General features: G+C 65.7%; 15 protein-coding genes. 10 read left to right on the plus strand and 5 right to left on the minus strand.

Annotated features, from left to right (window positions below; translation table 11 throughout):
• The 7 genes from HMPREF1008_RS10420 to HMPREF1008_RS04945 all read left to right on the plus strand — a co-directional run.
• The coding region (locus tag HMPREF1008_RS10420) for a hypothetical protein (RefSeq protein ID WP_009278747.1) at nt 1-307 on the plus strand (307 nt) is incomplete at its 5' end.
• 256 nt (nt 308-563) lie between these two features.
• Nucleotides 564-1,556 (plus strand): glutamate ABC transporter substrate-binding protein, encoded by a 993-nt coding sequence (locus HMPREF1008_RS04920; RefSeq protein ID WP_009278748.1) that lies wholly within the window; start codon nt 564-566, stop codon nt 1,554-1,556.
• A 110-nt stretch (nt 1,557-1,666) separates the two neighbouring features.
• The gene (locus tag HMPREF1008_RS04925) at nt 1,667-2,326 is read left to right on the plus strand and encodes an amino acid ABC transporter permease (protein WP_009278749.1); all 660 of its coding nucleotides are present in this window, start codon (nt 1,667-1,669) and stop codon (nt 2,324-2,326) included.
• On the plus strand, nt 2,323-3,174 hold the full coding sequence (locus HMPREF1008_RS04930) for an amino acid ABC transporter permease (RefSeq protein ID WP_009278750.1): 852 nt from the start codon (nt 2,323-2,325) through the stop codon (nt 3,172-3,174). The genes HMPREF1008_RS04925 and HMPREF1008_RS04930 overlap by 4 nt, the downstream gene beginning before the upstream one ends.
• A 155-nt stretch (nt 3,175-3,329) precedes the next feature.
• The gene (locus tag HMPREF1008_RS04935) at nt 3,330-4,091 is read left to right on the plus strand and encodes an amino acid ABC transporter ATP-binding protein (protein WP_009278751.1); all 762 of its coding nucleotides are present in this window, start codon (nt 3,330-3,332) and stop codon (nt 4,089-4,091) included.
• Nucleotides 4,092-4,305: 214 nt separating this feature from the next.
• Nucleotides 4,306-4,773 carry a low molecular weight protein-tyrosine-phosphatase gene (locus HMPREF1008_RS04940; protein WP_009278752.1) on the plus strand — a complete coding sequence of 156 codons (468 nt, stop codon included), beginning with the start codon at nt 4,306-4,308 and terminating at the stop codon, nt 4,771-4,773.
• Between the two features lie 94 nt (nt 4,774-4,867).
• Nucleotides 4,868-5,497: a CatB-related O-acetyltransferase gene (locus HMPREF1008_RS04945; protein WP_009278753.1), complete on the plus strand. Its 630-nt coding sequence runs from the start codon at nt 4,868-4,870 to the stop codon at nt 5,495-5,497.
• A 35-nt stretch (nt 5,498-5,532) separates the two neighbouring features.
• On the opposite strand, the gene HMPREF1008_RS04950 is transcribed toward HMPREF1008_RS04945, so the two are convergent.
• From HMPREF1008_RS04950 to HMPREF1008_RS10425, 3 genes are all read right to left on the minus strand, one after another.
• A complete protein-coding gene (locus HMPREF1008_RS04950; RefSeq protein WP_009278754.1) occupies nt 5,533-5,889 on the minus strand; it encodes a nitrous oxide-stimulated promoter family protein in 357 nt (118 codons plus the stop codon).
• Between the two features lie 95 nt (nt 5,890-5,984).
• Nucleotides 5,985-7,166, minus strand: coding sequence for a cation diffusion facilitator family transporter (locus HMPREF1008_RS04955; protein ID WP_009278755.1), 1,182 nt, complete (start codon nt 7,164-7,166; stop codon nt 5,985-5,987).
• Nucleotides 7,159-7,308, minus strand: coding sequence for a hypothetical protein (locus HMPREF1008_RS10425; protein ID WP_009278756.1), 150 nt, complete (start codon nt 7,306-7,308; stop codon nt 7,159-7,161). Before HMPREF1008_RS10425 ends, HMPREF1008_RS04955 begins: the two co-directional genes overlap by 8 nt.
• Before the next feature lie 173 nt (nt 7,309-7,481).
• Here HMPREF1008_RS10425 and HMPREF1008_RS04960 point away from each other — a divergent pair, with 173 nt between their 5' ends.
• The 3 genes from HMPREF1008_RS04960 (at nt 7,482) to HMPREF1008_RS04970 (ending at nt 10,962) form a co-directional block, all read left to right on the plus strand.
• On the plus strand, nt 7,482-7,811 hold the full coding sequence (locus HMPREF1008_RS04960; protein ID WP_009278757.1) for a hypothetical protein: 330 nt from the start codon (nt 7,482-7,484) through the stop codon (nt 7,809-7,811).
• On the plus strand, nt 7,808-8,224 hold the full coding sequence (locus HMPREF1008_RS04965) for a type II toxin-antitoxin system VapC family toxin (RefSeq protein ID WP_009278758.1): 417 nt from the start codon (nt 7,808-7,810) through the stop codon (nt 8,222-8,224). Before HMPREF1008_RS04960 ends, HMPREF1008_RS04965 begins: the two co-directional genes overlap by 4 nt.
• A gap of 89 nt (nt 8,225-8,313) precedes the next feature.
• Entirely contained in the window at nt 8,314-10,962 is a 2,649-nt protein-coding gene (locus HMPREF1008_RS04970; RefSeq protein ID WP_009278759.1) for an ATP-dependent helicase, read from the plus strand.
• A gap of 20 nt (nt 10,963-10,982) precedes the next feature.
• Here HMPREF1008_RS04970 and HMPREF1008_RS04975 read toward each other — a convergent pair whose 3' ends face one another.
• Together HMPREF1008_RS04975 and HMPREF1008_RS04980 are read right to left on the minus strand one after the other, a co-directional pair.
• Nucleotides 10,983-11,684 carry a 5'-methylthioadenosine/adenosylhomocysteine nucleosidase gene (locus HMPREF1008_RS04975; protein ID WP_009278760.1) on the minus strand — a complete coding sequence of 234 codons (702 nt, stop codon included), beginning with the start codon at nt 11,682-11,684 and terminating at the stop codon, nt 10,983-10,985.
• Between the two features lie 454 nt (nt 11,685-12,138).
• Nucleotides 12,139-13,116: a hypothetical protein gene (locus HMPREF1008_RS04980; protein ID WP_009278761.1), complete on the minus strand. Its 978-nt coding sequence runs from the start codon at nt 13,114-13,116 to the stop codon at nt 12,139-12,141.
• Nucleotides 13,117-13,407: the final 291 nt, after the last annotated feature.

Here is a 13,407-nt window from a genome sequence, read left to right on the forward strand (position 1 = left end):
GCCCGGGCGGGGGCCGGCCCCCAGGGGGCCGGGTCGGGCCGCCGGCCGGATCGTGCGCCCGGACGTCCCGAGGACGAAGGCGGCCGCGAGGGCCGTGAGCGAGGGGAGGGAGGGCATCCTCGACTGGTTCCCCCGCGACGCGACGAACGCGGTCCCGGAGGGGCCCGGCTCGGCCACCCAGTCCGTCAGGAGGGCCCCGGGGGGCTTCGGGAGCCTGGCCCACCCGGAGGCCATGGCCTTCCCCAGGCCGGGACGCCTGGACTTCCCGGCCCGGCTGGCGCCGGAGTGTGCTGGCCACCAGAAGTGACGACGAGCCCTTTTTTGCCGCATCGTCGCGGATGGCGGCGTGAGATGGCGGCTCGACTTTTCAGGGGACGCGTCCGCGACCCTGAGCATTTTGATGAACAGGGGGTAACGGCTGTATAGGACGGCACCCCTTGGGGGTATCGTAGCCGAAGCTTATTCCTACCCGTCAAGTATGATTAGCTTTGCTACCTTGCCCGTGAGGGCAGGAGTGCGGGAGGGCATCATGCCCGCGCCCGCCCAAGGAGAAAGGCACCACCATGAAGAACGATGCTACCAAGCGCACGCCCTTCGCGACTCGTCGCCAGGCCCTCGGCCTGGGCGTCGGTGGGTTCGCGGCCCTCGCGCTCGCCGCCTGCAGCCCCGACGACGCCAGCTCCAGCAATGGCGCCAGCTCCTCCGACGCCTCGGCTGACGCCACCCCCGTCGCCATCGACGCCACCGCCTACGACAGCCTGATCGCCTCCGGTGCCGTCGCCGACGACGCTACCGTCCAGGCCAGCAGCTGGGCCAAGGCCATCAAGGACGCCGGCAGCTTCCGCGTGGGTACCACGCGCACCTCGACCCTCTTCAGCCTCCTCAACGAGAAGGACGGCAAGCTCCGCGGCTTCGACTCCGGCCTCTCGCAGCTGCTCGCCCGCTACATCCTTGGTGACGAGTCCAAGATCGAGATCACGCAGGTCACCTCTGACACCCGCGAGTCCGTGCTGACCAACAACCAGGTCGACGCCGTCTTCGCGACCTACTCCATCACCGACGAGCGCAAGAAGCTCATCTCCTTCGCCGGTCCCTACTACACCTCCAAGCAGGGCATCCTGGTCAAGGCCGACAACACCGACATCAACGGCGTGGACGACCTCAAGGGCAAGAACGTCGCCGCCCAGTCCGGCTCCACTGGTCCCAGCGTCGTCGCCGAGTACGCTCCCGAGGCGAAGGTCCAGGAGTTCAGCACCGACGAGGAGGCCCGCGCCGCCCTCGAGCAGGGTCGCGTCGACGCCTACGTCATCGACATCACCCTGCACTACGGCAGCGTCGTCAAGAACCCCGGAAAGTACCGCATCGCCGGCGACCCCTTTGGCCCCGAGGACGACTACGGCATCGGCCTCCCCAAGGATTCCGACGGTGTCGCATTCGTGAATGCCTTCCTCAAGAAGATCGAGGACGAGGGCGCCTGGGCCAAGCTCTGGCAGATCGCCATCGGTGACCGCACCGGTGTCGCCTCCGCTCCCGAGGCCCCTGCCATCCAGGCCTAGCCCGAAGCGGACGGGACGGCCGCGGCGAGTCGCCCACGACATGAACCTTAGCAACGGGGCCTTCGTGCGTTCCCTGCGCGCGATGGCCCCGCTGCGGTAAGGAGAGGCACATGGGGCTCTCTGAGCTTCTCACCACATATGGCGACGTCTACCTGATGGCGTTGCTCACCACCTGGAAGATGACTGCCGTCTCGTACGTGGGCGCGATGGTGCTCGCGCTGGTGGTCACCGTCATGCGCGTGTCCCCCATCAGGCCCCTGCGCGTCGTGGGCGACCTCTACGTCCAGGTGTTCCGCAACATCCCGGGCGTCTCGCTGGTGATCATCATCGTCTACGCGCTGCCCGTCCTCAAGGTCGTGCTGGACTATGGGCCAAGCGTGGTCATCGCCTGCGTGCTCCTGGGATCCGCCTTCGGCTCCGAGAACTTCATGAGCGGCATCAACACCATCGGCGTGGGGCAGATCGAGGCGGCACGCTCGTTGGGCATGGGCTTCGTCCAGATCCAGCGACAGGTCGTGATTCCCCAGGCGCTGCGCTCGGCGGTCCTCCCCATGACCAACCTGCTCATCGCGGTGATGCTCACCACGGCCCTGGGATCCCAGGTGCCGCTGAGCCCCAATGAGCTCACGGGGGCAGTGTCGTATATCAACACGAGGTCCACTGGCGGCATCCTTGCCTTCGCCATCTCGGCCTTGGGCTACGTGCTGACCGCCGTGGTCATCGGCTTCGTCGGAAACCGCATCGACAAGAGGGTGAGGATCGTCCGATGAGCTCCCATACCGATACCATGTCCATGAGGGACGCCCTCTTCGAGGCGCCCGGCCCGAGGATGCGCCGCAACATCCGTGTGGGCACCGCCATCTCCCTTGTCCTCGTCGCCGTCGCGTTGGGGCTCGTCGTCCAGCGCTTCTACCTGACAGGCCAGCTCGCCGCCAAGTACTGGACCTTCTTCGGCCAGGCGTCCACCTGGGCCTTCCTGGGTCGCGGCTTTTTGGGCACCATCCAGGTCGCCCTGGTGGCGGGCGTCATCGCCCTGGTGCTGGGTCTCGTGCTCATGCTGGGAAGGACCAGCGCCCTGAGGCCGGTCGCGCTCGTCTCGCGCGTGGTCATCGACTTCTTCCGCGGCGTGCCCAGCCTGCTTCTGATCTACTTCTTCTTCCTGGTCGTTCCCCAGTATGGCATCAAGCTCTCGTCCTTCTGGATGATCACGCTGCCGGTGGGGCTTGCCGCCTCGGGCGTGCTCGCCGAGGTCTTCCGCGCGGGCGTCAACGCCGTGCCGCGCGGCCAGGTCGAGGCGGCCATGTCGTTGGGCATGAGCAAGCACAAGATCACCTTCAAGATCGTGCTGCCCCAGGCCATCCGCTTCGTGATACCCACGCTCATCTCGCAGCTGGTGGTCGTGGTCAAGGACACGACGGTCGCCTACGTGGTGAGCTACCCCGACATGCTGCAGAACGCGCGCGTGCTCATCACCAACTACGACGCGCTCGTGAGCACCTACTTCGTGATCGCGATCATCTACATCCTGCTCAACTACCTCATCAACAAGGCGTCTGTCGCGGTGGCGCGCAAGACGGGGACCAAGATCATCTCGCGCACGAGCACGGCCGCCGTGTAGGGAAGTCGCCGGTCGCGCGGACGTCGTGGCAGCTCGTCTGTCCAAGTCCGTCGGCGCGAGGCGAGCGGACGCATCCCATGCAGGCGAGAGCCACGAACCATCCCCTGCCGCAACGCAGGGCAAAGAACCAAACGCAACGTCGATCGGAGACACAGATGGCCATGGAAGAGACCAGCACCCAGCTGCCCGTCATCGAGCTTGACCACGTCAACAAGCACTACGGAGACCTCCACGTCCTGCGCGACGTGAGCCTCAAGGTCAAGAAGGGCGAGGTCGTCGTGGTCATCGGGCCCTCGGGCTCCGGGAAGTCGACCCTCTGCCGCACCATAAACCGGCTCGAGACCATCGACGATGGCCAGATCCTCATCGAGGGCCGGCCCCTGCCCGAGGAGGGCCGCGATCTCGCCGCCGTGCGCGCCGAGATCGGCATGGTGTTCCAGTCCTTCAACCTCTTCGCGCACAAGAGCATCCTGGACAACGTGACCATGGGTCCCGTCGAGGTGCTGGGAAGGCCCCGCAAGGAGGCCGAGGCCGAGGCGATGGAGCTCCTGAGGCGCGTGGGCGTGGCCGAGCAGGCGCAGAAGGTGCCGGCCCAGCTCTCGGGCGGGCAGCAACAGCGCGTGGCCATCGCGCGCTCGCTGGCCATGCACCCCAAGGCCATGCTCTTCGACGAACCCACGAGCGCCCTTGACCCCGAGATGATCAACGAGGTCCTGGACGTCATGGTCGAGCTCGCCCGCCAGGGCATGACCATGGTGGTGGTCACGCACGAGATGAACTTCGCCCGCCGCGTGAGCGACCGCGTGGTCTTCATGGCCGACGGCCAAATCGTGGAGGAGGGCTCGCCGGCGGAGTTCTTCGACCATCCCAAGTCCCAGCGTGCGAGGGACTTCCTGGACTCCATCAAGGGCCACTAGGCGAGAGCTGCGGAGGTTCGGGCCGAGGGGGTGGTCCTCTTGGCTGTCGGCCCTGACCAGAGGGGGCGCCTCTCTCGCCCGCTTCTCCTTGTGTGCTTGAGCCAGCTGCAGACTTTGCCAAAAGGGAGGTCCGCAGCTGGCTGCGGCGCTTGCTACCATCCAAGGGTGCTTTGTGGGACTACATCCGGGCAAGGCAAGACTGACGAGGAGACCCATGACCAGCATCCTGTTCATCTGTCACGGAAACATCTGCCGCTCGACCATGGCTCAGTACGTGATGGAGCAGCTCGTGTGCGAGATGGGACTTGAGACGGAGTTCCGGATCGACTCCGCGGCGACCAGCCGCGAGGAGATAGGCAACGACGTCCATCCCGGCACCCGGAGGAAGCTCGAGCGCGAGGGCGTGCCCTGCGGGCACCATCGCGCGCGTCAGGTCACGCGCGCTGACTACGACTCCTTCGACTATCTGGTGATCATGGACGAGGAGAACCGCCGGGGCCTCTCGCGCATCATCGGCGACGACCCGGAAGGCAAGGTCTCGAAGCTCCTGGACTGGGCGGGGGAGGGTCGAGACGTGGCCGACCCCTGGTACACGGGCGACTTCGACGCAACGTATCGCGACGTGAGCGTTGGGTGCGCGGCGCTTCTCGCCCGGCTCGTCTGCGACGATCAGGCGCATTGACGCTGGGTACCAGTAAGGCGGACGACTTCATCTTGCTGGCGGAACGAAGTGCGCTGGCATAGCAGCTGGCATAGCGGAGAGGAAAGAGCCTGGCATGGACGTCAGAAACAAGAACATGCTGATACTGAGCGAGCAAAGGCTGGCCGATAACATCTCGGTCGGGAAGTACTCCTACTACTCGCTGGACGACGACCCGGACACGGTCTTTGACCGGGATGTCGTTCATTACAACTATCCCGGCCATGGGAGCCTGAAGATAGGAAGCTTCGTCTCGATTGCGGTGGGCGTGGAGATAATCATGGGTGCGGCGAACCATGCGATTGATTGCTTCTCGTCCTTTCCCTTCAACCAGGTGAGCCTGGATTGGGCGCGCAGGACGACGATCGAGAAGAAGGACATGCTCGACAGGGGCGACACGATCATAGGCAACGACGTCTGGATCGGGCGTCAGGCGACCATCATGCCGGGCGTGCGCATCGGGGATGGGGCAATCATCGGCGCGCGTGCCGTGGTGGCCAAGGACGTTCCCGCATATGCGGTTGTCGTGGGCAACCCCGCCAAGGTCGTCAGGTTTCGCTTCGAGGACGAGACCATCGAGTTCCTCGAGGCCCTAAGGTGGTGGGACTTCAGCGACGGGCAGCTGGACCGTGCGATTCCCTATCTGACGAGCCTGGATTTGGATTCGAGTCGAGATGCCTTGCTTGCGATAAAGGCCGGCTCGTAGTCAGGGCGATCGGAGGAGAAGGGAGCGCCTCTCGCTCAGCTCGCCTGAGCGCGCCTGGCGCGCCACGCCGCAGCCATGGTCTCGAGTGCGTGATGGATGGCCATGACGGGGTGGTGCAGGAGCATGCGGGGTCCCGCCCAGCGCATCACCTCGCGGATCTGTTCCGCACGCGCCGGGGCGTAGCAGTGCGTGGGGCACTGCGAGCAGAAGGTCTTCGTCGCCATGTGGGGGCAGCGAGCTATGCGGGCGAGCGCGTAGTCGAGCAGGTCGGCGCATTCGTCGCACAGGCCGTCACGCGAGCCATGGAGCGCATGGCAGCGCAGGGCGATCATCTGCGAGACGACCTCGGCCTCGCGTCGGCGCTTTCTCTCGACCTTTTCGTCCTTGCCCAATTCGGCCCGCCCGTTCCGTCGCCCGACGAAGTCATTCGTTGAGTCCATTAGTCAAGACTAACTTCGGGGTCGCGAGAGCGCAAGCCGAGGGGGCGCTACTCCTCTGAGGCGGGGGAGACGTAGCCCGTGTCGATGGTGAGCTCCACGTCCGCGCCAGGCACGCGCCTGCGCACGATGGCCTCGACCGCCTGGCGCAGCTCGTCGTCCGAGATGTCCACGCCGTCCGGCTTCCTGCAGTCCAGTCGCACGCGCATGAGCCCCCGGTCCCGCCAGAAGTCCACGTCGTGGACGCTCAGGCGCCGGTCGAGCCCAGCGAGCTCGCCCGAGACCCAGTTGCGCAGGTCATCGCTGCCGACCTCGGTCTCGATGGGGTCGCAGTGCAGGATGATGCGCAGGTGCTCGTCCTGAAGCAGCTCCCGTTCGATCCGGTCCAGGACCAGGTGGCTCTGCCGCACGGTGGCGTCCGCAGCCATCTCGACGTGGGCACTGGCAAACTGCCTTCCGGGACCGTAGTCGTGAATCAGCAGGTCATGCGTGCCCAACACCCCTGGATATGACATGATCCTCTCGTACACCCGCTGCACCAGCTCGGCGGAGGGTGTCTGGCCCATGAGGGGGTCCACGGTGTCGCGCAACAGGCCGATGCCGCTCGCCACGATGAAGGCGGCGACGGCAAGTCCCGCCCAGCCGTCCAGGTCGCGTCCGCTTGCCGCGGAGGCGAGCGAGGCGAGAAGGACGGCCGAGGTGGCGATGACGTCATTCCTGGAGTCGACGGCCGTGGCCTCGAGCACGCCCGAGCCGATGCGTCGGGCGAGCGACCTGTTGAAGCGTGCCATCCACAGCTTTACCACGATGGAAAGGAGCAGGATTCCCACGGTCACCAGGTCGAGGCCGGGGGCCTGGGGGGCGAGGATCCTCTCCACCGAGGAGCGGGCGAGTTGCACGCCGACGGCCACGACCAGGACCGCCACCACCATGCCAGCGAGATACTCGTAGCGGCCGTGCCCGTAGGGATGGCCCTCGTCGGCAGGGCGGCTGGCGAGCTTGAAGCCGATGAGGCTCACCACGTTGCTCGAGGCGTCGGAGAGGTTGTTGATGGCATCGGCGACGATCGAGACGGAGCCCACCACGACGCCGACCATGCCCTTGGAGAGGCAGAGCAATACGTTGAGCACGATGCAGGTGACGCTCGAGAGCCTGCCGTAGCCCGAGCGCACCGCTGCCGACGAGGTGTTGTCCGCGTCCCTGACGAAGGTCCGCACCAGCCACTCAGTCATGGCCCTCCTTGTAGTGGGATGTGGCGGCCACGACATGGGCCAACGTTCGTCCCTCGACGAGAAGCTCGCAGGTTGCGCCTATGGCCATGCGCATGACCTCCTCGTCGTCTACGACGGTGTGGAGAAGAATCTTGTGAGACACCCGCTACCTCCTGACTCGACCGCCGCTCTGGAGTCCGTGGGCTTGCGATGCCCGGTAACGTGGAATGGTACCCCGAACCCGTCTTGGCGAACGGCATGCCGCCAATCATGTCTTTCTGGCTTTCTCACCATGCTAGTATGGATGCGTGACGCATGCAAAACGAAGGAGATAAGATGCCAGCCGTACAGGTGAGGGAGATGCCCCAGGACCTCTACGAGAAAGTGGCGGAGGAGGCGCGGCTCGAGCGCCGCTCCTTGGCGCAGCAGATGACAGTGATCGTCGAGGAGCACTTCGCAGAGGGGTGTGTCCTCCGTGAGCGGAACCGCCACATCGAGACCCCCGAGCTCGAGAGCCTAGGAATCCGCATCGAGGGGAATCGCGAGGAGCGCAGGGCGAGGCGCCGGCTTGTTCTCGAGAGGATTCGCTCGCGCGTCTGCTTCGAGCTCCCGGATGGCTTTCCCAACGCTGCGGAACTCGTGAGAGAGGACCGTGATACCCGATGATCGTGCTGGATTGCTCGGCGGCCGTGGAGATTGCCCGAGACAGTGCTGAGGGCAGGGCGCTTGCGGGACTGATGCATGAGGACGAGACCATTGTCGCGCCCTCCCTCCTGCTGGTAGAGGCGAGCAACGTCGCCTTCAAGTATTTCCGGGCGGGGCTGCTTGACAGGGCTGGTGCCCTGGCGCTTCTCGAAGACTCTCTCGCGCTCGTGGATGGCTTCGCGGACATGGTGGTGCTCGCCCGTGAGGCGCTGGGCGAGTCCATGAGGCTGGGCCATCCCGCCTACGACCTCTTTTACCTGGTGCTCGCTCGTAGGCTCGGGGCAACGCTCTTCACCTTGGACAAGGGGCTCCTGTCACTTTGCGAGGAGTGTGGCGTCGACACTGTGCACGAGCTGCCGACTGACGGGGAATGAGGCCAACCGTGCGGATTGGGCATGGGGTTTGCCAATGTGTCCGGGGCGGGGGTTAGACTCTTACGGACGCCACCGACCTCAGGAGTGCAATGCCCAGCTTCGACGAGTTCCAGACCAGCCTCTTTGGCAGTGACCTTACGACCGCGCCCGTGCCCACGATGCCGGCGCATCCCGCCCGGCCCGATGCTGCGACAGCCCCCGTGGCTGCCGATGCGGCCCGTGCCGCGGAAGAGCCCGCCTGGGTCCCGCCCGCGAACCCCCGCGCCGCGCAAGGCGGCGTGGACCTCGCGGGCCTCAATCCCGCCCAGCGCAGGGCGGCGGAGTGCACGAAGGGGCCCCTGCTGGTGCTCGCTGGTGCGGGGTCGGGCAAGACGCGCGTCCTCACCTTCCGCATCGCCCACATGATCCAGGACGAGGGGGTGCGACCCTGGCAGGTCCTGGCCATCACCTTCACCAACAAGGCTGCGGCCGAGATGCGCGAGCGCCTGGACAAGCTCCTGCCTGGTGGTACCCGCGGCATGTGGGTCTGCACCTTCCACGCCATGTGCGTGCGCATGCTCCGCGAGGACGGCGAGCGCCTGGGCTACCGGGGCAACTTCAGCATCTACGACGACGACGACTCGAAGCGCCTGGTCAAGTCCATCATGTCGGACCTCGACATAGACCAGAAGCAATGCCCGCTCCCCGCCATCCGCTCGCTCATCAGCAAGGCGAAGAACGCGCTCGTCTCGCCCGACGAGATGGAGGCGCAGGCCAAGTCGCCCGTCGAGCGCGCGGCCGCTCGCGTGTACCACTCCCTCGAGCGCCGCCTCGCCCGGGCCAACGCCATGGACTTCGACGACCTCCTGGTCAAGACCTTCGAGCTCCTCTCCAAGTATCCCGAGGTGCTCGACTCCTACCAGGAGCGCTTCCGCCAGATCAGCGTGGACGAGTACCAGGACACCAACGGCGTGCAGTACGCCATCACCAACCTCCTGGCGCGCAAGTACAAGAATCTCATGGTCGTGGGCGACGACGACCAGTCCATCTACTCCTGGCGCGGCGCCGACATCCAGAACATCCTGAGCTTCCGCAAGGACTACCCGGGGGCCACGGTGGTGAAGCTCGAGCAGAACTACCGCTCCACCGGCCACATCCTGAGCGCCGCCAACGCCGTGGTGCGCAACAACTCGCGTCGCGAGGCGAAGCGCCTGTTCACGGATGGTGGCGATGGCGAGAAGATCGAGGTCTTCCAGGCCTCCGACGAGCGCGACGAGGGACGTTGGATCGGCTCCGAGATAGAGAAGCTGCACGACCAGGGCACCAGCTACGACGACGTGGCAGTCTTCTACCGGACCAACGCGCAGTCGCGCATCCTCGAGGACATGTTCCTGCGCGCGGGCGTGCCCTACAAGATCGTGGGTGGCACGCGCTTCTTCGACCGCGCAGAGATCCGTGACGTGATGGCATACCTCAAGCTCGTCGTGAACCCCAACGACGACGTGAGCGCCCTGCGCGTGGTCAACACGCCGAGGCGCGGCATCGGCAGCACCTCGATCCGCAAGATTCAGCAGTACGCCGCCGAGGAGGGCATCTCGTTCTTCGCCGCCGCGGAGGCCTGCGTGGACGAGCCTGGCATCGTGGGCGCAAAGGCCCGAGGCGGCCTCGCCCAGTTTACCGGTGCCATCGAGGTCGCCCGTCACTTCTCGGGCGACCTGGGCGACGTGGTCCAGATGATCGTGGAGCGCTCGGGCCTCATAAAGGCGCTCAAGGCGGAGCAGACGGTCGAGGCGGACAGCCGCGTAGAGAACATCAAGGAGTTCTTCGGTGTCGCGCAGGAGTTCGACGAGACTCACGACGACGTCACCGAGACGTTGGAGAGCCTGCGCCAGCTTCGCGAGGCCGGCGCCCTCGACCTCGCCGGTGCCCCTGACGTGTTGGCGGACCAAGCTCCCGCAGCTGCCGTCTCTCTGTCCTCTGACAGTGAGTCGCCTTGGCGAGCGAGCGAAGCGAACGTCGAACTGCCAGAAGACAGAGAGATGCCATCTGCAGCCGCGGAGAAGCTTCCCGCCCTCATGGAGTGGCTCGCCCTGCGCTCCGACCTCGACTCCCTGGCGGGCCAGTCCAGCGCCGTCACCATGATGACCGTGCACTCCGCCAAGGGACTGGAGTTCCCCGTCGTCTTCGTGGCCGGCCTCGAGGAGGGCATCTTCCCGCACCGTGCCCATGAGGGGGATCCCGAGAGCATCGAGGAGGAGAGGAGGCTCGCCTACGTCGCCATCACGCGTGCGGAGAGGCGGCTCTATCTCACCTATGCCGCGACGCGCAGGACCTTTGGCTCGGTCTCGACGAACCCACGCAGCCGCTTCCTGAACGAAATTCCCGCGGAGGACGTCCATGCCACCGGTGTGGGCTCCTCGGGCTTCAGCGGCGTGGGCTGGGAGAAGCGTGGCGACCGCCATGGAACCTACGGTTCCGGACGTGGCTCGGAGGTCTACGGAGGGCACGTCTTCGGCTCGCGGACCCGTTCGACCGGAGGCTCTCCCGCGGCCCGTCCCACGGGTCCGGCTCCGATCCAGCGCGACCGCGCGAAGGCGGCCGAGAGCTTTGCCCCCGGGGACCGCGTCTCTCACAAGACCTTTGGTCCTGGCGTCGTGAAGTCCGCCTCGGGGGACACGATCGAGGTCTTCTTCAGCCGGACGGGCAAGACGAAGAAGCTGATGAAGGGCTTCGCTCCCATCGTCAAGATCGAGGGCTAGCGGCTCAGGCGCCCAGCAGCTCAGGTGCCCAGCAGCTCGAGGGTCTTTCGCACGATTGCCGCGCAGTCGTGGGCGGCCTTGCGCTCGAAGCTGGGGTAGTCCTGCTGTGCCGAGCCGTCCGCCTTGTCGCTGATCGCACGCACGATGGCAAAGGGGATGCCGTTCAGCCAGCAGGCATGCGCGATGGACGCGCCCTCCATCTCGCAGCAGTCGGCCTGGAACTCTTGGACGATGTGGTCCTTCTGGCTTTGGCCGCTCACGAACTGGTCGCCCGAGGCGACTCGTCCCTCTATGCAAGAGATGCCCAGGTCAAGTTTGCTTACGGCGCGAGCCACGGCAGAGACGAGCCCCTCGCTTGCCGGGAAGGCCACGACGGGGAGGCCGGGCACCTCTCCCTTGGCGTATCCCAGCGCGCTCACGTCCATGTCGTGGTGGACGGCGTCGTGCGAGACGAGGATGTCTCCGATGTCGAGGCGGGCGTTGAGCGAGCCGGCGACGCCGGTGTTGATGACGTGCGTGACGTCGAAGCGGACCGCCAGGGCCTCCGCACAGACGGCTGCGTTGACCTTGCCCACGCCGCAGCGCACCACCACGACGGGAACACCTTCGAGAGTGCCCTCGTGGAACTCCATACCCGTGAGACTCGTGACCTCGTCGTCCGCGATGCCCGCGACGAGACTCTCGACCTCGACCTCCATGGCGCCGATGATTCCGACCTTCATGTGCGGCTCCTCCCTGCCATGCCGTGCGATTTAGCTTTCTTGTGCTCCGTTCGTCGACGTCACGGATTCTAGGCCTTCGAGCGGAGTTTCGTACGAGCGTCCGGGGCTGCCGGGAGCGCCCAGTGCGTGTTGGCAGTCACCGACGACGTCCGACGCGCGCCATGCGCTACTGGTTACGCCCGACGCGCGCCATACGTCACCAATAACGTCGAGCGCGTGCGAATTTCGCTCGACAACGTCGAACGCGTTTTTCGGCAATCGCCCAACTGGGCAAACGTGACGCTCTCGGGCGCATTGGACGCTTTCGGCTGCATTCGGCACACGTTGGGCGCCGTCGGCGGTACACGGCACGCATCGGGCGCCGTCAGTGGAACATAAGACGCGCTGGACGTCGTGGGGAGAAACTCGCGCGTGTCCGACGTTACGGAACGACGCTCGTGCGCGCTGGGTGTCGTCACACGTGCTGGAAGCCCGGACGTCGTGGTATGCGAAACGAATCCAGGAGGCGCTCGAAGTAGTCTGCGTTGCAGACGTCCGCGAACGAGAAGCGAACGACCCTTGCCGACCGCGTGAGCCTCGACTCCCTCAGCCTCTCTGCCGAGAGCAGCTCGACGGCGTCTCGTCCCTGCGTCATGGCCGGATCGACGTACTTCTGCCGTCCGTCGAGTTCACCGACGACCATGCTTCCGTCCGAGAGCCTCCACAGGAAGTCGACGCGGCTACCTTTGCCAGTGAGAGGGTCGACGAACTCCACCTGCAGTTCAGGTACGACGAAGCCGAGCTCTATCATCCGCGCACGGGCGATTGACTCGCCACCACTCTCGGAACGGGGGTCGGCATGCGAGAGGGTGAGACGCGCCTGCCTGATGCCGCGCCGTCCGGCGCCAAGCCGGCCGAGGGCCTTGTCGAGTGAGTCCGTATGCGATTCCAGGCGCCGCAGCGTCGCGTCAGCTACCGCCAGACCGTCTCCGAAGTCCATCGAGAGAAGGCAGTCGACGGCACTTCGCTCCAGGGAGGTCACCCTGATGCCCGAGGCGAACGTCGTTTCTCCAGCATCGGTGGTGTGCCATCGCACGAGGCCGTGGGAGTGACGCCCGCTGCCAAGGTGGCAGACGTGTACGTGGGAGAGCGGTCGGTGGGACACGGGGAGGCCGTGAGCGAGTGCGGCGGTCGCGTCGCAGAAAGTCCAGTCAGGGTGCATTGCGCCGAGGGAACGTGCGAGCCTCAGCTGTTGCTCCCCGATTCCAAGGGACTGCCATAGCTCGCTGTGGACGAAGACCCCCGGATAGGGGCTGTGCAACATGCCACTATGCACGAGCCGTCCCATTGCCTCCCTGTCAGTTCTGCCGAGCATGCAGGCGAAGCGTCCGTCGCGATCCGCCTCGTCGAGCCGCGCGTCGATCCTGTTGAGGAAGTCCTCTCTCCTCGGCATGGCCCGTGTCCCCTTCACAACGTGTGATGCCTTTTTCTGGTCGGTCAGGCCCTGGGACTTGCCATAGGGCCGTAACAACCACCGTACGTGGGGCACGCGCGGATTTAGGATACGGAATAAAACGTGCTTGCACGAGACTTGCATGCAGCTTGCACCAGACTGGTGTGCGACTTCGTGAGCTGCGGAAAGGCCAGGCTGAATGATGCGTGGCGTTCCTTGGCAAGGGAGGGTGGCGAGAATTCCGTGACGCCCGCCGTCCAAAGACGACCGCTGACGGTGCCCGGCGCTCGC

The sequence above is a fragment of the Olsenella sp. oral taxon 809 str. F0356 genome, from assembly GCF_000233535.1.
Taxonomy (GTDB): domain Bacteria; phylum Actinomycetota; class Coriobacteriia; order Coriobacteriales; family Atopobiaceae; genus Olsenella_I; species Olsenella_I phocaeensis.